Source organism: Nonomuraea solani (genome assembly GCF_900108335.1).
Lineage (GTDB): Bacteria > Actinomycetota > Actinomycetes > Streptosporangiales > Streptosporangiaceae > Nonomuraea > Nonomuraea solani.
In genome coordinates this window covers 107,707-127,790 of the sequence record NZ_FNVT01000002.1, presented here as the reverse complement: position 1 = coordinate 127,790, position 20,084 = coordinate 107,707, and the positions used below count along the sequence as shown (strand labels likewise).

The 20,084-nt window shown below is 70.8% G+C and carries 13 protein-coding genes; 8 read left to right on the top strand and 5 right to left on the bottom strand.

Annotation, left to right across the window (positions count from 1 at the left end; genetic code table 11):
- The first annotated feature begins 38 nt into the window (after nucleotides 1–38).
- Both yczR and C4V41_RS06315 read left to right on the top strand, forming a co-directional pair.
- Nucleotides 39–1,469, top strand: coding sequence for a MocR-like transcription factor YczR (yczR, locus tag C4V41_RS06320; protein ID WP_103954848.1), 1,431 nt, complete (start codon nucleotides 39–41; stop codon nucleotides 1,467–1,469).
- Between the two features lie 121 nt (nucleotides 1,470–1,590).
- Entirely contained in the window at nucleotides 1,591–3,051 is a 1,461-nt protein-coding gene (locus C4V41_RS06315) for an alpha/beta fold hydrolase (RefSeq protein WP_146103561.1), read from the top strand.
- Between the two features lie 105 nt (nucleotides 3,052–3,156).
- Here C4V41_RS06315 and C4V41_RS06310 read toward each other — a convergent pair whose 3' ends face one another.
- From C4V41_RS06310 to C4V41_RS06290, 5 genes are all read right to left on the bottom strand, one after another.
- The gene (locus C4V41_RS06310) at nucleotides 3,157–3,696 is read right to left on the bottom strand and encodes a DUF1062 domain-containing protein (RefSeq protein WP_235029942.1); all 540 of its coding nucleotides are present in this window, start codon (nucleotides 3,694–3,696) and stop codon (nucleotides 3,157–3,159) included.
- A 494-nt stretch (nucleotides 3,697–4,190) separates the two neighbouring features.
- Nucleotides 4,191–7,574, bottom strand: coding sequence for a WD40 repeat domain-containing serine/threonine-protein kinase (locus C4V41_RS06305; protein WP_160150188.1), 3,384 nt, complete (start codon nucleotides 7,572–7,574; stop codon nucleotides 4,191–4,193).
- Nucleotides 7,575–7,729: 155 nt separating this feature from the next.
- A complete protein-coding gene (locus C4V41_RS06300) occupies nucleotides 7,730–8,131 on the bottom strand; it encodes a YybH family protein (RefSeq protein WP_103954844.1) in 402 nt (133 codons plus the stop codon).
- A gap of 60 nt (nucleotides 8,132–8,191) precedes the next feature.
- Nucleotides 8,192–10,144 (bottom strand): NPCBM/NEW2 domain-containing protein, encoded by a 1,953-nt coding sequence (locus C4V41_RS06295; RefSeq protein ID WP_103954843.1) that lies wholly within the window; start codon nucleotides 10,142–10,144, stop codon nucleotides 8,192–8,194.
- Nucleotides 10,145–10,146: 2 nt separating this feature from the next.
- Nucleotides 10,147–12,087, bottom strand: coding sequence for an endo-alpha-N-acetylgalactosaminidase family protein (locus C4V41_RS06290; RefSeq protein WP_103954842.1), 1,941 nt, complete (start codon nucleotides 12,085–12,087; stop codon nucleotides 10,147–10,149).
- Between the two features lie 205 nt (nucleotides 12,088–12,292).
- On the opposite strand from C4V41_RS06290, the gene C4V41_RS06285 reads away from it, so the two are divergent.
- The 6 genes from C4V41_RS06285 to C4V41_RS06260 all read left to right on the top strand — a co-directional run bounded on the left by C4V41_RS06285 (nucleotide 12,293) and on the right by C4V41_RS06260 (nucleotide 20,083).
- On the top strand, nucleotides 12,293–13,639 hold the full coding sequence (locus tag C4V41_RS06285; RefSeq protein WP_103954841.1) for an ABC transporter substrate-binding protein: 1,347 nt from the start codon (nucleotides 12,293–12,295) through the stop codon (nucleotides 13,637–13,639).
- The gene (locus C4V41_RS06280) at nucleotides 13,636–14,550 is read left to right on the top strand and encodes a carbohydrate ABC transporter permease (protein ID WP_103954840.1); all 915 of its coding nucleotides are present in this window, start codon (nucleotides 13,636–13,638) and stop codon (nucleotides 14,548–14,550) included. The genes C4V41_RS06285 and C4V41_RS06280 overlap by 4 nt, the downstream gene beginning before the upstream one ends.
- Nucleotides 14,547–15,359: a carbohydrate ABC transporter permease gene (locus C4V41_RS06275; protein ID WP_103954839.1), complete on the top strand. Its 813-nt coding sequence runs from the start codon at nucleotides 14,547–14,549 to the stop codon at nucleotides 15,357–15,359. Before C4V41_RS06280 ends, C4V41_RS06275 begins: the two co-directional genes overlap by 4 nt.
- Nucleotides 15,356–17,095: a glycoside hydrolase family 36 protein gene (locus C4V41_RS06270; RefSeq protein WP_103954838.1), complete on the top strand. Its 1,740-nt coding sequence runs from the start codon at nucleotides 15,356–15,358 to the stop codon at nucleotides 17,093–17,095. Before C4V41_RS06275 ends, C4V41_RS06270 begins: the two co-directional genes overlap by 4 nt.
- Nucleotides 17,092–18,081, top strand: coding sequence for a LacI family DNA-binding transcriptional regulator (locus tag C4V41_RS06265; protein ID WP_103954837.1), 990 nt, complete (start codon nucleotides 17,092–17,094; stop codon nucleotides 18,079–18,081). Before C4V41_RS06270 ends, C4V41_RS06265 begins: the two co-directional genes overlap by 4 nt.
- Nucleotides 18,082–18,148: 67 nt before the next feature.
- Nucleotides 18,149–20,083 (top strand): carbohydrate-binding protein, encoded by a 1,935-nt coding sequence (locus C4V41_RS06260; protein WP_103954836.1) that lies wholly within the window; start codon nucleotides 18,149–18,151, stop codon nucleotides 20,081–20,083.
- Nucleotide 20,084 lies beyond the last annotated feature (1 nt).

Genomic DNA, 20,084 nt, shown 5'->3' with positions numbered 1-20,084 from the left:
ATTGGCCTCGATGACATGGCCAATCGTTGGAGAGTGGTATGGCGGAGCTGGCCGGCCGGCAGCTCGCCGCCCTGCTGCCCGACCTCGACGGGACCAGGCCCGCCTACCGTCGGCTGGCCCAGGCGATCGGCGCGCTGATCCTGGACGGGCGGATCGCGTTGCGCGTGAGACTGCCCGCCGAGCGTGATCTCGCCGTCGCGTTGCGGGTCAGCAGGCCGACCATCACCGCCGCGTACGACCTGCTGCGCGAGAGCGGCTACGCGCACAGCCGCCGGGGATCCGGCACCTGGACGGCCCTGCCCGAGGGCGCTCTTCCCAGCCGCGTCACCCGGACCCTGGCGCCGCCCGACACCGCGATCGACCTGGCCAGAGCCGCGCCCGGACTGCCGGCCCATCTACTGGACGAAGCGCTGCACCACGTCGCCCCGCGGCTGGCCGAGCACGCGCACACACCCGGCTACCATCCCTACGGCCTGCCGGAACTGCGGGCCGCCGTGGCCGACGGTTACACCCGGCGCGGCCTGGCCACCATGCCCGAACAGATCCTGGTGACCTCCGGCGCCCAGCACGCGCTCACGCTGGTTCTCGGGCTCCTGTGCGGGCCCGGCGACCGGGTCATGGTGGAGAACCCGTCCTACCCGAACGCTCTGGAGGCCATGCGCCGCGCCAGGCTTCGCCCGGTGTCGGTCCCGGTGACCGACGACGGCTGGGACATCGAGATCATCGAGTCCACCCTGCGGCAGATGGTGCCGAAGCTGGCCTATCTGATCCCCGACTTCCACAATCCGGCCGGCGCGCTCATGCCCGTCGAAGAGCGCGCCCGCGTCCTGCGCGCCGCCCAGCCCTCCGGCACCTGGCTGGTCATCGACGAGGCGCTGGCCGACCTCGCCCTCGACGTCCCGGCCCCGGCTCCTTTCGCCTCGCTCGCCTCTCCCGGCAGGGTCATCACCATAGGCTCGATGAGCAAGACGTACTGGGGCGGTCTGCGCATCGGCTGGCTGCGCGCCTCCGCGCCCCTCATCACCGAACTCGCCGGCCAGCGGATCACCAACGACCTGGGCGGCTCGGTGCTGGACCAGCTTCTGGCCGTCAGCCTGCTGGCCCGGTCCGCCGAGCTGCTGCCACCCCGTCTGGAACGGCTGCGCGAGCAGCGCGCCGCTCTGGCCGCCGCCCTGTCCGAGCACCTTCCGCGGTGGACCTGGAAGTCGCCGGCCGGTGGCCTGTCGCTCTGGGCCGACCTGGGCGAGCCGATCGCCTCGGCTTTCGCCGAGCGGGCACTGGATTATGGCGTACGCATCGAGGGCGGCGGCTACTTCGCCACCGATCCGGGCCTTTTCGAGCAGCGGCTGCGCATCCCGTACACGATGCGACCCGACATTCTGCGCGAGGCCGTGCAGCGCATGGCCACGGTCATGGCGGACGGCCTTCCGCTTCCGTCGGCCTCCCGGCGGCCGCATTGGATCGCTTGACGTGTTTTCAGAATGCTGTCAACTAGCGAGGCCGCTACCTGTTAGATTCGAATGTCATGACGAAAAGGGGCACGTTTCAGCGGCCGATCCGGCCGGCAGATAAATAGACGATTGGAGCAAGGTGCGAAGAAGGATTTCCGCGCTCGCCACCGCCCTCATGGCGATGGCGTCGTTGTTAACAGCCCCGATGGCGGGGGCGGCCGGCGCGGCGGCCGGGGGCATCACCTGGGGGCCGTGCGAAGAGGATGCCACAGTCGAGTGCGGCACGCTGGCCGTGCCGATCGACTGGTCCAAGCCTGATGGGCCCACTCTTGATCTGGCCCTCGCTCGGCGCAAGGCCACCGACCCCGCGGCGCGGATCGGATCCCTCCTGAGCAACCCGGGCGGTCCGGGCGGATCGGGCGTGAGCAACATGCTTCGCCCCTCCGGCTTCAGCGAGGAGATCCAGCGCAGGTTCGACCTCGTCAGCTACGACCCCCGGGGCGTGGCCCGCAGCAACGCGGTGATCTGCTCGGCGTCGGTGTACAACGAGATGCCGTACCCGGTCATGACCAGCCAGGCCGACTACGACAAGTGGATCGCCTTCACCAAGAGGCTGCGCGCCGACTGCCGCGAGCGCACCGGTCCCGTCTACGACCACGTCGACTCGGCCAACGTCGCCCGTGACATGGACGCCATCCGCGCCGCACTCGGCGAGGACAAGCTCACGTCGTACGGCGTCTCGTACGGCACGCTGGCCCAGCAGATGTACGCCGAGCTGTTCCCGAACCGGATCCGGGCCATGGTGCTGGACAGCAACATGGACCACAGCCTCGACGCCAAGGCGTTCCAGGTGACCGAGGCGGCCACCGTCCAGGACAGCTTCGACGAGTTCATCGCCTGGTGCGCCCGCGACACCGACTGCGTCCTGAAGGGACGCGACGTCAAGGCGCTGTGGAAGGGGCTGCTCGACAAGGCGCAGCGCGGCGAGCTGTACTGGCCGGGCGTCGCCGACCGCCCGGTGAGCGCTCACAACCTCCTCTGGCTGGGCGTGGTGCTCAACGAGGGTCCCGCCTGGCGGCGACTGGGCCGGGCGCTCCTCGCTCTCGACGGCGGGCCGGTGCCGCCGGACATGCCGGGCTTCCCCGGCAACGGGCCCGTGGGCGGGGAGATCGCGGAGCTGCCGACCGCGATCCTGTGCGAGGACTTCAACCTCGGGGTGCGGAACTACCGGGAGTACGCGGACGTCATGCGCGGCTCCAACGCGGTGGCTCCGGACATGCGCTACAACCCGATGCCGATGGGCGACATGCCGATCTGCCAGGGTCACCCCGTCAACAACCCGCAGCACCGGTTGCGCTACACGGGTAGCGCCCCGCTGCTGGTGGGCAACTCCCTGCACGACCCCGACACCCCCTACGTGTGGTCGGCCAACGTGGCCCGCCAGCTCGGCCCCAAGGCCACGCTGCTCACCTATGAGGGCTGGGGCCATGGCATCTACGGCATGACCGAGTGCACCACGGTCGCGATGGACGCGTACCTGATCTCGCTGACCGTGCCGGCGCGGGGCGCCCGCTGCCGGGCGGAAGAGCCCCAGGGCTAGGGTGACCGCCGGTGCGGGACATCCTCGCACCGGCGCTCCTTCGTACAGTGCTCCGTCAGGTTTGTGATCACAGTGACCATGGTGGTCACTGTGATCACATTCCCGCTAGTCCCCGGCCGTCACCGTGAAGGTGAAGCCGGCGACCGTCGTACGGCGGAGTGGAATGTCGCACTTGACCCGGCGTAGCACCTCGTTCCTGCTGAAGCCGAGCCCGTGCGCGATGAGCCAGTCCGGGCGTATCGGCACCGGGTCCTCGAAGACGACCTCCACCCGGACCGGCCACACCCCGTCGACCAGGGCCGGCGGGGCGTCCAGCCGCCAGGCCCCCTTCCAGTCGAGGGTGAAGCGGTTGCGGCGGGCGATCCGCGGATCCAGCAGCGTGGACGCCACCAGCTCCGGATCATTGGTGTGGTAACCGTCGAGGAGAGCCCGATCGAAGGAGCCGACCGGGACCCGCTCGTACACGGCGATCTTGACCGTGCGATCGCAGGACACGCAGCGGACCAGCAGCCACACGTGCAGCAGCTTGCCGTTGGCGTTGACGCGGAACCGGCCCTCGCCGGTGGTGGCCGACTCCGACCCGCAGTCCACGCACCGCGACGACAGCAGCGGCAGCCTGGTCCGGCGGACGACCCAGGGCAGCACGATATGAGGTTGTGAAGACATGATCTCTCTAGACCTGACACGAGGCCGATTGCGCGCGGCCTCAAACGCTGAATGACCGGGCGCTCACGGGCAGCCCGGCAGAGCCGGCGAGAGGGCCGGCTTGAAGGTGAGCGAAGAAGGTGTCAGGTCTAAAGAGCAGGCGGGGTCACGCGGTCATGTCCTCGGTTCTCACTGCGGCAGGGTCGCAGGCAACCTATGGGAACGCGTGCGGAACCCTCAAACGGTTTTCCGGCCTACAACGCAGGGTTGAGACGCGCGGAGACGTACACCGTGCATGTGAGGCAGAGATCAACCCCAGGGTCGATGCCGCGACCGCCCTCTCGCCTTTACCGTTGTGCGGCGATCACCGATGACCGGCCACCTGCGAAAGGACGTCCATTGCGCACCAACTCCAAGACCGTCGCGCTCCCGGAATCGTGTGGCACACGCGCCCGCGGCACCACGTGATCTTGCCCAGGTTACTGAGCTCAAGGTCAGGGGCAGCTTCTGCGGTACGGCAGGCTCGGGACGTAGGTCTTCCACTCGGCGGCGGTGAGAGATCCGCCGGCCCGCCCGCAGATCGCCCGGATCACCCCGGCGGGTCCGACGGCGTGCGTGCGCACCGTCCCGTTCAGGTCGACGGTGACGACGCCGGCCCCGTCGGCCGTGAAGGCGATCGACTGGAGCTGCCCCGCGTCCGGATCCTGCCCTCCTCCGGTGTCGAGCAGCGTCCCGAGGCTCGTTCCCGTGGCCGCGTCGAACACCTGCACCCTGCCGTTCTCCGCGCCGACCGCGATGACGTCCTCACGCGGGGAGTGGGCGGCGATCGGCAGGCTGCCGAAGTCTCCGCGGGCGACCGGCCCGAGGGGCTTCCCGGCGGTGTCCCAGAGGGTCAGGCGGCCCCGGGAGTCCAGCACCACCAAGCCCCGGCTCTGGTGCAGGAAGAAGATCCGGATGCCGGTGGTGTCGCTGCCGCTGGCGCTGAAGGGGCCGGTCACCGGCTTGCCGGTGGCGGCGTCGAGCAGAAGCTGGCCGGCACCGGCGACGGCCAGCGTCCTGCCGTCGGGCGAGAAGGCCACGTCGTTCGTCCCCTTGAGCGCCGCGCCGAAGAGCTTCCGCCCGGCCTTCCAGTCCCACACCTGCACGGCGCGCCCGTCGTCCGAGTCGCGCAGGACGAGCGCCACCCGTGAGCCGTCCGGGCTGAAGCGCACGACGTCCGGTTCCAGGTCACCCGCGACGGGGACGACCTCGCCCAGGGCGGCGCGCGACGCGACGTCCACGATCGTGACCTTGCCCTGGCCGGTCCCGGCCAGCAGCCTGCCGTCCGCGCTGAAGAAGGCGTTCTCCATGGCGGGCAGCGGCCGGCCGCCGCGGGCGTCACGCAGCTCGGTCCGGTCGCCGGTCTGGGCGGCCAGGAGCCGCCCGTCCGGGCTGAGCGTGCCGAAATTGATCGTGGAGCGCGGCGGTGCGGCGGCCAGGTCGGCGACGTCAATGGAGAAGACCCGGTCCTCGACGAGGTAGCGGAACGTCCGGCCGTCGAAGGCGCCCTGGGGCTGCTCGCCGCCGGCGTCCAGGTTGCCCAGCAGCGGCACCGTGGTGAGGAGCTGGGGGTCCGGCATCCGCCAGAACTGCACGTTCTCGCCGGCGACCGAGGCGAGCAGCTTGCCGTCCCCGCTGACGGTCACCGCGCCACGGTTCCAGGTCCCCTGCGTGCCGGCGCCGTCCTTGACGCCGATGTCCACGACGGCCTTGTCCGTCTGGCCGGTCAGGCGCACCGTCCTGGACCGCGGCGTCGCCAGCCACGTGCCGTCCGCGCTCGCCACCGTGTCCGCGACGGCGAGCCGGGAGCGCTCACCGGTGCGCAGATCCCACCGCCGGTGCAGGTCGGGCTCGCGGATCGCCACCGCCAGGTCGTCCACCCGGGTGAGGTCCGCCCAGCCGTTGACCAGGTCGAGCGGCCGGTCGAAGGTCCAGGTCCTGATCACCTTTCCGCTGGACGGCTCCCAGGCCCGGAGCCGCTTGTCCGTCAGGACGACGAGGGTACGGCCCGAGGGAGACAGGGCCACGCCGGTCACCTGGTCACCGGCCATCCCCAGCCGCGGGATCCCGCCGATCCGCTTGCCCGTCCGCACGTCCCACACCTGGGCGGCGTCCTGGCCGACACTCGTCAAGGTACGCCCGTCGGCCCCGAGCGCCCGGACCGTGTCGCCGGCGCCCGCCGGATCCGTGAACACCGCCCGTTCGCGCTGCGCGAGCGCCGCCACCAGCCCCGCCCTCGTCCGCGGCGTGTGGTCCAGGCTCCACGCCGCCGCGCTCAGCCGCATCGCCAGCATCGGATCCGTGACGCGTACCTGGGGTGCGAGCGCGGCCAGCCGGGTCGCCTCCGACCTGCCGAGCGCCACGGTGATCTCCTCGGCGCGCCGGTCGGCGACCGCACCCTGCTGTACGGCCAGGCCGCCGGCCACCACCGAGATCACCAGCAGCCCGCCGAGGCTGAGCGACACCAGCCGGGCCCGCCGCGCGCCGCGCCGGTCCCGGTCCGCGCTCGCCTCAAGGAAATTCCGCTCCACCGGGGCCAGCGTGATGTTCCGCCGCGCGTTCGCCGCCCACGTCAGCGCGTTCTCCAGGCTGCTACCACGGAACAGGTCGCCGTCGCGCCGGCCGGCCCCGTCCCACCGGCGCGCCGCCGTGAGGATCTCCCGGTGCACCGCCAGCCCGTCGCGGTTGGTGTCGATCCAGCGCCGGAACCTGGGCCAGGCGTGCGTCAGCGCCGGCCGGGCCAGCCAGATCTCCTCGCCGCTCCTGGACAGCAGGTACGCGAACACCTCCAGGATCCGCTCGATCGCCGTCACCTCGTGCAGCGCTCTTCCCTGGAGCAGCTCGGCCTGGGCCGCCCGCCGTACGGTGAGGTCCCCGCCCTCGTCCACCGTGACCAGCCGCAGGAACACCTCGGCCACCAGCTCCCGCTCGGCGGGCCCGAGCATCGCGTACGCCTGCTCCGCCAGCGTCCCCAGGGCCGGGTCGTCACCCCGCACGGCGATCTGACCGGCCTCGCGGCCGCCCTCGGCGAGCAGTCGGGCGATGTCCATCCGCCCGCCACCGCTGACCAGGGCGAGCAGCAGCTCGCGCGCGGCCGGCCGGTCGAGCGGATCCTTGGCGAGCGCGGCGGCCACCAGCGAGCGCAGCGACTCTGGCAGCACGCTCAGGTCGGGGCTGGCGGACAGCACGCGGTGCATGACCCCGCCCAGGCTCTCGGCCTGGAACGGGTCGGCGCCGGTGGCGGCGAACATCACGATGCCGCCCCAGGCGAACACATCAGCGGGCGCACCCGCCCGCTGCCCGGTGAACACCTCGGGGGCCATGTACGTCGGCGTGCCCGTGACCAGCCCGGTCTCGGTGAGCGACATCTCCATCGTCCGGGAGATGCCGAAGTCGATCACTCGCGGGCCGTCCGGCCCGAGCAGCACGTTGTCCGGCTTGAGGTCACGGTGGATCACGCCCGCCTCGTGGACCGCGGTCAGGGCGGTGGCGATGGCGGTGGCCAGGCGGTGCAGGTCACCGTCCGCGAACCGGCGGCCGCCGGCGACGACCTGGCGCAGGCTCGGCCCCTCGACGTACTCGCTGACGATGTACGGCCGGGGCCCCTCCAACCGGGCGTCGAGCACACCCGCCGTGCAGAAGGAGGCCACCCGCCGCGCGGCCGTCGCCTCCCTGCCCAGTTGCGCGGCCTGGTCGCCGTGCAGGACCTTGATGGCGACGCGGCGCGCGTCCTCCGTGTACGCCTCGTAGACCACACCCTGACCGCCCGCGCCCAGCCGCCCGGCCAGCCAGTAGGGCCCCAGCCGCTGAGGATCACCGTCGAGCAGCGCCGTCGCCATGCCTTCACCCCGTTGATCGCCGACCATGCGTGATTCGATGCGCCCGGCCGGGACAAAGTTCACCGATGATCTTTTCGGGCCGCCCGGTTCGGGATGGGGCTGAGCGTGGTGGCGTTCGCCTGGGAGCAGCTCAGGCAGACCGCGGATCGTACGGTTCACCCCTCCTTCGGCGCCGTGATCGTGGTGCCCTGAGCGGAGACGAGGCGCCAGACGCCGGGGGAGTCCGCGGCGTACACGTGGGTGTAACGGCTCCCGGCGCTGAACTCGGTGCCGTCGGCGCCGGTGAAGTTCATGCCGGTACGTCCGACCACGATGCCCACGTCCCCGACGAACCGGACGATCGACTCCTCCGGAAAGGAGTCGATCGCGGGGAACCGCAGGGACCCGGAGGCCACCAGGCCGACCAGGAGATCCTTGCCGGCGACGGCCCCGTCCTCGACGCTCACCAGGAGGAAGTCATCGGAGAGCAGCTCCCGTAGCAGGTCCGCGTCGCCGGTCACCAAGGCGTCGAAGAAGCTCTGGTCGTGCTGAAGGAGGAGGGTCGAGTCGGCGCTCATGGGTGTCCGTTCGTCGAATGGCCGGAGCGCCGAGCGTAAACGTTGACGCCGGTGACAAGGTCAAACGGCGCACACGATCCTGGGTGATCCCCAGATCGAGTGGTCGCTGTTGTTGTTGTCCGGCCCGATCCCGGTCACCAGCGTCAGGACCAGGACATTTGTGACGTCGACGTCGAGCGGGACCGCCGGTTCGCCACCCCTGATCACCCCGGTCGCCGCCAGCTCACTCCGGTCGTCGCCGAGCACCTGGAAGGTGACCGAGCCGCGCCGGTTGGTGCCGTCGTCGATGCCCGCCGCCACGGTGAACCTGGTGCAGCGGCGGTCGAGGAAGTATCTGACCTCCGAGGCGGCGTGCGGGGCCAGGCCCTTGGGATAGGGCACACCGGCGATCTTGATGGGCTTGCCGCCCACGTTCGTGTCCCGGCCCATCGTGCCGTAGCCGACGTCGGCCGTGAGCGCGTCGAGGTCGCTCAGCCACTGGTCGCCCTGCGGCGCCTGGGCGATCGCGACGCTGCCGTAGCCGGTGACCTGCCGCCCGCCTCGCGTGGTCACCTGCGAGGTCAGCCCGTAGATGCCCTTGCCCGCGCCGCCGGGCACGGTCACCTCGAAGCGGGCCGAGAACGGCCTGCCGGGCACGACGACGCGTGCCCGCGTGGGCCCCGTCGCCTTGACCGACCAGCCCTCGGGGACGGCCGGCGTGACCTCGGCGTCCCGCACCGGCGGCAGCCCGTCCACGCTGAACCGCACGGTCGCGGTGAACGTCTGCCCGGCCTCGACGAAGCCCTCGGTATCCGTGCGCACGTCGGCGGCCACGGCGGGCGGCACCTTGCCCGGCGGCCCCGGCTTGACGACGAACATCCTGGAGCCGTGCGCGGGCACGGACGCCCGCACCTGGTCACGCGTGTGAGTGTCCGCGTTGGTCCAGACGTCTCTCATCCGGTAACCGGTCCAGGACTTCAGGCCGAGATCGGTGGCCGTGGTGGCGACCTCGGCGCCGACCGGCCCGCGGTTGAACAGGACGACGGCCGCGCCGCCGCGCGACAGCGGCTTGGCCCACACCTCCAGGTCGCCCCTGTCCGAGATCTTGTGGCCCTGGACGCCCGCCCAGTCCTGGTCGATCGCGATGACCTCCGGGTTGGTGAGCATCTCCTTGGTGGCGGCGCTCATCGTGCGCAGGTCGTTCCCGGCGATCAGCGGCGCGTTGAGCAGTGCCCACAGGCTGATGTGGGAGCGGTACTCGACCTCGGTCATGCCGCCGTTGCCGACCTCCAGCATGTCCGGGTCGTTCCAGGCGTTCGGCCCGGAGAACCGCTCCAGCCCGGCCTGCTGGTCGACGATGGCCACCATGCTGCCCCAGCGGTCGGCGATGTCGCCGGTCGTGCGCCAGTAGTGCCCGAGCGCGCCCGCCCACTCCCAGGGCTTGTTGGCGCCCCATTCGCAGATGGAGTAGACGATCGGGCGCCCGGTGGCGGCCAGCGCCTCGGCCATCGTGGTGAAGCGCTCGATGGCCGGGACACCACCGTCGTTGCAGTTGTCGTACTTGAGCAGGTCGACCTCCCACTCGGCGAACTTCCCGGCGTCCGCCTCCTCGTGACCGAGGCTGGCCGGCAGGCCCTGGCAGGTCTTGGTGCCGGCGGAGGAGTAGATGCCGAGCTTGAGCCCGCGCGCGTGCACGTAGTCGGCCAGCGCCCTGATGCCGCCGGGGAAGCGGACCGGGTCGGCCTGGAGGTCACCGTTCGCGTCGCGCTGCGGAGCCATCCAGCAGTCGTCGATGTTGACGTAGGTGTAGCCGGCGTCCTTCATGCCGGACGAGATCAGCGCGTCCGCGCTCTGCTTGATGAGGTCTTCGGTGATGTTGCAGCGGAACTTGTTCCAACTGCTCCAGCCCATCGGCGGGGTCGGCGTGAGCGGCAGCTTGGCGACCGCCGCCTCGGCCCTCGCCGCCCACGAAGGGGTGGCGGCGCCCAGCGGAAGCAGGGCCGCGAGCAGGATCAACGACAGGAATCCGCGCATGATCACTTCGCCGCCGTCTCGAAGGTCAGCGGGGCGCCGTTGATCGTGATGGCCCCCTTGGCGTTGCGGGCCTCGGCCCGCCAGTAGTAACGGGTGCCGGGTTCGAGCCCGGTCACCACGCCCGGCCCGGTGCGCTCGGCGACGATCGTGGTGAACGCGGGGTCCTTGGCGACCTGCAGGCGATATGCGGTGGCGTTGCGCGAGGGCGTCCAGGCGAAGGGCACGTGGCCGGGCCGTACGCCGGTCGCGCCGGGCCGCGGCACCACGGCGTCGAACAGGTGCGGCTGCCCCGTGTCCGCCGGGCCGACGTCGGTGCCGTGCGGGACGATGCTGTACGCCGTGCCCGCCGGCAGGCTGAGCTCGATCCTGCCGCCCAGCACGGGCCGGCTCTTCGCCACCCTGGTCAGGCCGTCGAGCCCGACCCGGTAGACGTCCACCAGCGCCACCCGCTTCCAGTCGGCGGGCAGCCGCCAGGTGCGCGAGGCGTAACCGGCCCGGCTGTAGGCGACGATCTCGCGGTGCCTGCGCCACGACGCGGGCATGAACACGTCCGCGCCGTCGCGCAGCAGCACGTCACCCTGCTCGACGCGGACGCCGCCCTCGACGTTGCGGCTGGTCACGCCGCCGGAGAAGGTCACGACCCCGTCGACGTCGGAGACCCGCCGCAGCCGGTTGAGGTAGTGCCAGGGCAGCGTGGAGGTGGCGAACTCGTCCAGGAAGCCCTTCAGCGTCGCCGGGTCGGCCTTGATCTTCGACTCGCCCTGCATGCTGACGCCGAACCTGGCGTCACCGCCGCCGCCTCCGATGTGCAGCCGGGCCGGGATCCTCATCGGGTCCACGTTGCGCAGGTGCCAGGCCATGGGCTGCAGCCCGAGCAGCGGGTCCTTGCGGTAGCTGTAGGTGAACTCCGAGGTCACGTCGACGCCCCGGTCGCGGAAATACCTGATGATCTTCTTCTGGGTCTCGATCTCCTGGTCCGTGGTCACCCCGTGGTACGGGCTGATCATCTCCTCGCCGTAGCCGGGGATGTACTGGTGGAAGGCGTCGACGTGCAGGGTGCCGATCGAGGACAGATCGACCAGGTCGAAGAACCGGTCGATGCGCTTGGTGGTGAGCCCGGCCGCCCACTCGCGGGTGTAGCTGATCGGGTAGCCCCAGACGTAGGTGCGCAGGGATCCGTCGGCGTTGCGGGCGATGACGTCCTTGTCCACGTACTCCTGCCACAGCGGGCTCTTGTCGCTCGCGTCCAGCAGGTTGACGTGGAAGCTGACCGTGGTGCCGTATTTGCGCGCCTCGGCGATCAGCCACTTCAGGCTGTCGGCGGCGGTCGCGTCCTGGGGCCGCTTGAGCTTGGGGTTGACCACGTCGAGCGCCGGATAGCCGGTGTCGTGCCCGTCGTACTGCCAGCCGACCAGGTAGAAGATCTTGGGGATGCCGCGCGTGAGGTTGTCGACCTTCCGTACGACGTCCAAGGCCTGCTCGAACGTCAGCGACACCTTGCCCTTGTTGTCCGCCATGAACATCTTCATGGTGAGCGTCTGGCTGTAGTCGTGGACGTACGGCCTGGCCGGCTCGGGCAGGACCGTGAGCTGGAGATCGTCGCTGGCCGTGGCGCCGCCGACCTTGACCGTGGCGGTCAGGGTCACCGGGCCTGGACCCGCCGTGCCGGCCCGCACCGTGCCCCGCGCGCCGTCCATGACGGGCGTGGCCATGGCGGGCGCGGCGCTGGTGACGGTGATCTCGGCGCCGGTCAGGTCGGCCGGGGTGCCGTCGGCGTTCTTGCCCTCCACCTTCAGTGAGGTGGTGCCGTCGAGCGGCAGCGCGGTGGTCTCCGCCGAGAGCGTGACGCCGACGGGCGCCGCGTCGGCGGCGGCGGGCAGTCCGGTCAGGGGTACGGCAAGCAGGGCGATGGCCAGGAGACCACGCGTCCGAACACGTCCCACCACAACTCCTCCGGGGGCTGAAGGCTTTTGAGGATGTCTGTTGGATTTGCTCACATTTCAGCCACGTAACGCGGACGTGTCAATGGCTTGCATCCAACTTCCGGTTCTGGGTTGAAAGTTTTCGTCGAAATCTTGCAAGTCGAGGAACGCCGGAGGTAACGTCTCGCGGCATCAGGCCACCTCCGCATCCCCCAGGAGTTCGATCATGGCCAACCTCGACCGACGCCGATTCCTCCAGCTCGGCACGCTGGCGGCCGGCGGAGCCGCGCTGTCCGCCTGCGGAGGAGGAGGCACCGCCGCGGCCCCCGCCCCGTCGGGCCCGACCGGCACCGCCGCGACCGGCAACGTCACCGTGTGGAGCTGGCAGGGCCCGGCCGCGATGATGAAGGAGCTCGTGCCCGGCTTCCAGCGGACGCACCCCGGCATCAAGGTCGATGTCCAGGACATCGGCAATCCGGCCATCTGGGACAAGATCACCACGGGGATGGCCGCCGGCGGTCAGGGGCTCGGCGACGTCCTGCACATCGGCGTCGACTACCTGCCCGCCTACATCGAGAAGTTCCCCGGCGGCCTGGCCGACCTGGTGCCGCTCGGCGCCGATCGGCACAAGACCAAGTTCGCCCAGGGCATGTGGGAGACCGTCAGCAGGGACGGCAAGGTCTACGCGCTGCCCTGGGAGGCGAACTCGGCCGGCTTCTACTACCGGGCCGACCTGTTCGAGCAGGCGGGCGTGGACGTCGAGGCACTGAAAACCTGGGACGAGGTCATCGAAGCCGGGATCAAGCTCAAGGAGAAGACCGGCGTCCAGTTGCTCGCCATCGACAAGCCCGCCTCGCAGGCCGACTCCGCGAACTTCTTCCAGATGCTGATCCAGCTCCAGGACAGCTTCTATTTCGACATGCAGGGCAACGTCACGCTCGACACCCCGCAGGCGGTCGCCGCCATGACGATCATCAAGAAGCTCAACGACGCGGGCCTGGTGGCCGACATGTCGGGCGGCTGGAACACGATGATCAGCACGATCAAGAAGGGCACGGTGGCGGTCCAGTCCATGCCCACCTGGTTCGGCGGCATCATCGAGGAGAACGCGCCCGACCAGAAGGGCAAGTGGAAGGTCCGGCTCCCGCCCGCCGTCACCGCGGGCGGCAAGACCTCCGCCACCGTCAACTCCACGCACCTGGCCGTGGCCGGCACCAGCAAGGTCAGGGAGGCCGCCTACGCCTTCGCCGAGTACGTGCTCACCCGGCCGGAGAGCCAGGTCGCCATCTACAAGGGCAAGGGCATCGCGCCCGCCCTCATGTCGGCGTACGACGACCCGATCTTCCACGAGGAGTCCGCCTTCTTCAGCGGGCAGAAGAAGGGCGAGATCTTCCTCGACGCGCTCAAGAGCCCCTCCTACGTGACCAACTACTCCGCCGACTACCCCCGCGCGCTCAAGGCCGTCACCGACGCCCAGACCAAGGTGCTGCTCAAGGGCGCCGACCCGGCCGCCGTGCTCAAGGAGGCCGCCGACCTCATCGCCCAGCAGACGGGCCGCAAGGTCCTGCGATGACCACCGTCACCGAGCCGGTCGCCACGGTGTCGCGGCGCCCGCCCGTCCGCCGTTGGACGGGCAAGAGGCTCGCCCCCTACCTGTTCGTGCTCCCCGCGGTGGCCCTGTTCGCGATCTTCAAGCTCTATCCGATCGCCTGGTCGTTCTGGCTGAGCCTGTTCAGGACCGACGGCGCGCTGCAGACCTTCGCCGGGACGGCGAACTACGAGCGCCTGGCAGGCGACCCGCTGTTCTGGACCGCGCTGGGCAACACCGCGGTCATCCTGCTGGTCCAGGTGCCGGTCATGCTGGCGCTGGCGATCGGGCTGGCGGTCGCGCTCAACTCCCCGCTGCTCAGGTTCAGGGGCTTCGTCAGGCTCGGGTTCTTCATGCCCATGATCACCGGCCTGGTCGCGTACGGACTGCTCTTCGCGGTGCTGCTCAACCCGCAGTTCGGCCTGGTCAACTGGGTGCTCGGGCTGGCGGGCGTGGGCCCGGTCCCGTGGCTGACCGACACGCTGTGGGCCCGGGTCGCCATCGGCCTGGCCCTGACCTGGCACTACACGGGCTACAACGCGGTGATCTACCTGTCGAGGCTGCAGTCGCTGCCCCAGGACCACTACGACGCCGCCGCCGTGGACGGGGCCGGCGCCTGGAACCGCTTACGGCACGTCACGCTGCCGGGACTGCGCCCCGTCATCCTGCTCACGCTGGTCATGTCCACGATCGGCACGCTGCAACTCTTCGACGAGCCGTACGTCATGACCAACGGCGGCCCCGACAACAGCACGATGACCCTCGGCCTGTACCTGTACAACAACGGCTTCAAGTTCTTCGACTTCGGCTACGCCTCGGCCATCGGCTACGCCCTCGCCGTGATCATCGGGATCCTCGGCATCGTCCAGTTCCGGTTTCTGGGGGACCGCTCATGAGCCGCCGGGTGATGCTGACGTCGACGCTGCTGATCACGGTCACGGTGGTCCTGGCGCCGTTCTACTGGCTGGTCGTCGCGAGCACGCACAGCACGGCCGACGTGTTCGGCAGCCCGCCGCCGCTGTTGCCCGGCGGGCACCTGGCGGAGAACCTCGCCTCGCTGGAGTCGGCCGTCGGCTTCGGCAGGGTCGTGGTCAACTCCACGGTGATCGCCACGATCTACACGCTGCTCGCCGGGCTGGTCTGCACGATGGCCGGCTACGGCTTCGCGAAGTACACCTTCCGCGGCAAGGAGGCGATGTTCGGGCTGCTGATGCTGGGCCTGGTCATCCCCGGCCACGTGACGCTGGTGCCGCTGTTCAAGATGATGCTGGCGCTCGACTGGCTCAACACCTACCAGGCGATCGTCCTGCCCAACCTGGCGCTGCCGTTCGGGATCTTCCTGATGCGGCAGTCGATGTCCGCGCTGCCCGACGAGCTGCTCGCCGCCGGCCGCGTCGACGGGTGCGGCGAGCTGCGGCTGTTCTGGCGCGTGGTGCTGCCGCCGATGCGGCCCGCGCTCGCGGCGCTCGGCATCTACCTCTTCCTCTACCAGTGGAACGACTTCGTCTGGCCGCTCATCGCGCTGCGCACGCGGGACGCCTACACGATTCCGCTGGCCATCGCCTCCATGCAGGGCGCCAACGACACCGACTACGGCGCGATCCTCGCGGGCACGGCCGTCGCCGCCATCCCGATGGCGATCCTGTTCCTTCTGCTGCAACGACATTTCGTCTCCGGACTTCTCGCGGGAGCTGTTAAAGAGTGAGCGTCACGACCGCCGGGCTCGCGCCCGCGCCCACCGAGCACCTGCTCGACGACGTACGGCTGGCCGTTCTGACGCACACCCCCGGCGCCACCGCCGGCTGGGAGCTGACCGCCCTGCCCGGCGGCACCGAGCTGCTGGAGATCCACGCCACCGGCGAGCTGGAGATCAGGCTGTCGGTCCCGCTCGGCGACGCGGCCGGCTTCTGGCACCCCGACGCCCAGTGGACGCGCACCATCGTCGCCGACTGGGCGGGGCGGGCGAACGTCTCGCTGGTGAGCGGCGCGGTGGCCGGCTGCCTGTACGACAGCCGCGGCGCCTCCATGCTGGCCTTCGCCGCGCTGGACCCGGTGCCCGAGACCACCATGCGGTACGGCGTCTCCGAGGAGAACAAGACGTTCGTGGTGCACCTGCGGGTGCCCGCGGGCGGGTCGCCGTACCAGCTCGTCTTCGCCCGCACCGCGCCCACCGTCGCGACCGCGATGCGCGCGCTGCGCGGCGCGCTGGGGGAGGGGCCGCGCGCGCCGGAGGGCGCGCGGACCCCGGTCTACTCCACCTGGTACGGCTTCAGCCAGGCGGTCGAGGCGGCCGCCGTGGAGGCGGAGGCGGCGCTGGCGGCCGGGCTCGGCTGCGGGACGATCATCCTGGACGACGGCTGGCAGGAGCTGGGCAACGGCCGCGGCTACCAGGGCGTGGGGGACTGGCGGCCCGATACCTCGAAATTTTCAGATTTTTCCGGTCATGTCGCCCGCGTGCGGGATCTGGGCCTGCGGTACGTCGTCTGGGTCGCCCCGCTGCTGCTCGGCGGGGCGGCCGAGTGCTTCCCCGCCCTGTCCGCGTACGCGTCGGAGGCGTGGGCCGTGCCCGGCGCGCACGTGCTGGACCCGCGCATCCCGCAGGTGCGGGCACACGTGGTGGAGACCTGCGCCCGGCTCGTCAGGGACCACGGGCTCGACGGGCTGAAGATCGACTTCCTGGACCAGGCGATGGCCTTCGCGGGCACACCCTCGCCCGGCGACATCGCCGACGTGGGCACGGCCATGCGGGCCCTGCTGGCCGAGCTGGTCACGGAGATCGAGGCGATCCGGCCGGGCGCGCTGATCGAGTTTCGCCAGCCGTACGTGGGGCCGGGCATGACGCCTTTCGGCAACATGCTGCGGGCCACCGACTGCCCGGCCGACGCGGTCGCCAACCGGGTGCGGACCATCGACATCGGCTTCCTGGCCGTGGCCGGGGCCGTACACGCCGACATGCTCATGTGGGACCCGGCGGCGCCGGCGCACACGGCCGCCCGCCAGTTGATCGGCGCGCTGCACTCCGTGCCGCAGATCTCGGCCAGGCTGGGCGAGCTGTCCGGCGAGCACCGGCGGATGGTGGCGTTCTGGCTGGAGCGCTGGCGTGCGGCGCGCCCGTTGCTGCTGGACGGCGAGGTGGAGCCCGGCCGCCCCGACGAGCTCTACCCCGTCGTGACCGCCGCGCTCGGCGAGGAGTGCGTGATCAGCGTGACCGCCGACCGCGTCGTCCCGATCGACGCCGCGCGGTTCCGTAAGGTCACCGTCGTCAACGGCACCGCAGCGGACCGGCTGGTGCTGGAGGTCGGCGGCGCGGCCCTCGGCGTGGCGCGGATCTTCCGCGCGGACGGCTCTAGGATCGAGGCGTCGGACCGGCGGCTGGGGCCGGGTCTGTGCGTGCTGGGTGTTCCACCGTCAGGGCTGGCCGAGCTGGAGGTTGCGCAGTGAAGATCGGCATCACCGAGGTGGCGGCCAGGGCCGAGGTGAGCGAGGCCACGGTCAGCCGGGTCGTCAACCGGCGCGCCGGGGTGTCGGCCAAGACCCGCGAGGTCGTGGAGCGCGCCATGGCCGAGCTCGGCTACGAGCGCACCACCCGCGGCCGCCTCGTCGCGGTGATCACGCCGGGGCTGTCCAGCCCGTTCTTCGCCGACGTGGCCGAGCTGATCGAGGCCGCGCTGGCGCCCCACGGGCTCAAGGGCGTGCTCTGCCCGGCGCAGGGGGGCGGCATCCAGGAGCGGGAGTTCGTGACCGCGCTCGCCGAGCACGGCGTGGCCGCGGTGGTGTTCCTGTCGGCCAGCAACACCCTCGACGACGCCGACCCCGAGACCTACGACCTGCTGGCCGCGCGGCGGATCCCGTTCGTCGGGGTCAACGGCGGTTTCGAGGGGCACGACATGCCGGTGCTCTCGACCGACGACCAGCTGTCGGCCGAGCTGGCCGTCGACCACCTCTGGTCGCTGGGCCACCGCAGGATCGGGCTGGCCTCGGGCCCCGCGGGCAACCGGCCGGCGGATCGGCGGGCCGAGGGGTTCAGGGCCGCGATGGCGCGCAGGGGCGTGACCGACACCGGCTCGCTGGTGGTCAGGCAGCACTACACGATCGAGGGCGGCCAGTCGGCGACCGCCGAGCTGCTCAGGCACGACGTGACCGCGGTGGTGGCGGCCAGCGACTTCATGGCGCTCGGCGCGATCCGGGCGGTCCGCAGGGCGGGGCTCACCGTGCCCGGCGACGTCTCCATCGTGGGGCACGACGGGTCGATGATCATGGAGTTCGTCGACCCGCCGCTGACCACCGTGCGCCAGCCGCTCGACCGGCTGGCCAAGGAGGTGGCGCGGAGCGTGGTCGCGCTGGTGAGCAATCGCGAGGTGCCGAAGGGCGAGCTGCTGTTCGGCCCGGAGCTGGTGGTACGGGGGTCCACGGCGCCACCGCGCTGACCTCGCTTCAGCCCGATATTTCATCTCTTCATGTTCGAAAAGATCATCCTATCATCGGGAGAATCTCATGAAGTGGAAGGCATTACCCGTCCTCATCGGCTCCTCGCTACTGGCCGCCACGACCCTGACCCCCGCCCGCGCCGCCGCCGGCCCGCTCGTCGTCGTCAACCCGGGGTTCGAGAAGGACGCCGAGGGCTGGACGTTCACCCCGGGCACCGGCGTCGCCACCAACAAGCCCCACGGCGGCGCCAAGCTCGTCTACCTCGACGCCGGCGCGGGCAAGAGCGTCGGCCAGGCGATCACGGCCCCCGCCGCGGGCCGCTACACGATCTCGGCCTGGATCGCCACCGGCGGCGCGGGCGGCACGTTCACCGTCCTGCGCAACGGCGCCGGCGCGGGCACGATCACCCTGCCGTCGCGCGCCACGTACAGCAGGTACACCCACCCGAACGTGGAACTGGCCGAGGGCGACCGCCTGGAGATCGTTTTCGGCTCCGGCTCCGGCTGGGTCAACGTCGACGACGTGATGGTCTCGCCCGGGACCACCGGAGGCCCGCGCGTCACCTCGTCCAACCCCAAGATCGTCGAGCTGTTCGACTGGGCCAAGGCCAAGGCGAGCGGCTGGGCGCACCAGGACGGCGTCCCCGGCCCGCTCAACGTGGACGAGCGGAACCCGGCGGGCACCGGCGAGGGCGTCTACACCTCCACCTACTGGGCCGGCTACGCCCACCGCACCGGCTACTACTCGCGCGACTTCGCCCACCAGCTCGCCGGGGCGCACATCCTGGGGCTGGACCGGGAGAACAAGACCATGCTGCGCTCCTTCGCCGCCTCGGCGACCGAGGAGCACAAGTTCTACCCGGTCTGGGCGCTGAACTTCGACGCCAAGACCTACCTGGCCATCGACTACCGCTCGCCGACGAACTTCGTCCGCGAGGTGCCCGCCACGTTCGAGCTGGTGGAGAAGGCCGACCTGGCGTTCAGGTGGACCGGTGACCGCGACTACGTCGACGATCCGGTGCTCTGGAACTACTACCAGCGCGCCACCGGCGACTTCGTCACGCTGCACGACGGCCGGCTCCCCAACAAGGTCGCCGAGGGCACGGGCAAGGGCATCTTCCAGGGCGCGGCCAGCTACAACGAGGTCAGCGGCGAGCCACTGGCCGAGGCGGGCGACGCCATCGGCGCCCAATACCAGGCATACCGCGCCCTGGCCGCGCTCGCTCGCGACAAGCGGGACATCAAGACGTCGCTGCGGGCCGCCAGGCAGGCCCGCGACCTGAAGAGCTACTTCAACCGGACGTGGAGCGTGAAGCCCGGCTCGGATGAGCTCGTCCGCGCGTACACCGTCGACGGCACCCCGCTGACCGGCTTCGGCAAGGAGAACAGCTGGTTCATGCCGATGAAGGGCATCATCGACGCCGGGCCGCGCAACGACGCCTACCTCGACCTCATCGACGCCGAGGCGACCGGGGCGGGGCGGCCGCGCAACATCGAGGCGATCACGTACCTGCCCGACACCTTCTTCCGGCACGACCGCAACGAGACCGCGTGGAAGTGGATGCGCCACGTCTACGACCAGCGCGAGACCAACCACGTCAACAGCCGCCAGGGGCTCAACGGCGACTATCCCGAGGTGCCGTTCACGCTGGTCGGCCAGACCGTCGAGGGGCTCATGGGCATCCAGCCCGACGCGCCGAGGCGGACCGTCGCCACCCAGTCGCGGCTGCCCGCCGACATCGGCTGGCTGCGAGTGGCCGATGTGCCGGTCGGCGACGGCACCGTGACCGTGCGGCATGACGGGCAGGTGTCCTCGGCCTTCACCAACGGGTCTGATGGGCTTCGTTTCTGGGAGGCGCGGTTCGCGGGTGAGCACCGGTGGCTGGAGGTCAACGGCCACCGCGTCCCCGGTCTGCGCAAGGTGGTCGACGGCGTGGCCCGTACCGTCGCCGTGGTGCCCGTGCCGGCCGGCCGGACCGCCACCGTCAAGGTCGCCGGCTGAC

Excerpts from the sequence above, each read along its gene's own strand:
- yczR (WP_103954848.1), top strand. The coding sequence starts at position 39 with ATGGCGGAGCTGGCCGGCCGGCAGCTCGCCGCCCTGCTGCCCGACCTC.
- C4V41_RS06305 (WP_160150188.1), bottom strand. The coding sequence starts at position 7,574 with ATGGCGACGGCGCTGCTCGACGGTGATCCTCAGCGGCTGGGGCCCTAC.
- C4V41_RS06300 (WP_103954844.1), bottom strand. The coding sequence starts at position 8,131 with ATGAGCGCCGACTCGACCCTCCTCCTTCAGCACGACCAGAGCTTCTTC.
- C4V41_RS06295 (WP_103954843.1), bottom strand. The coding sequence starts at position 10,144 with ATGCGCGGATTCCTGTCGTTGATCCTGCTCGCGGCCCTGCTTCCGCTG.
- C4V41_RS06285 (WP_103954841.1), top strand. The coding sequence starts at position 12,293 with ATGGCCAACCTCGACCGACGCCGATTCCTCCAGCTCGGCACGCTGGCG.
- C4V41_RS06280 (WP_103954840.1), top strand. The coding sequence starts at position 13,636 with ATGACCACCGTCACCGAGCCGGTCGCCACGGTGTCGCGGCGCCCGCCC.
- C4V41_RS06275 (WP_103954839.1), top strand. The coding sequence starts at position 14,547 with ATGAGCCGCCGGGTGATGCTGACGTCGACGCTGCTGATCACGGTCACG.
- C4V41_RS06260 (WP_103954836.1), top strand. The coding sequence starts at position 18,149 with ATGAAGTGGAAGGCATTACCCGTCCTCATCGGCTCCTCGCTACTGGCC.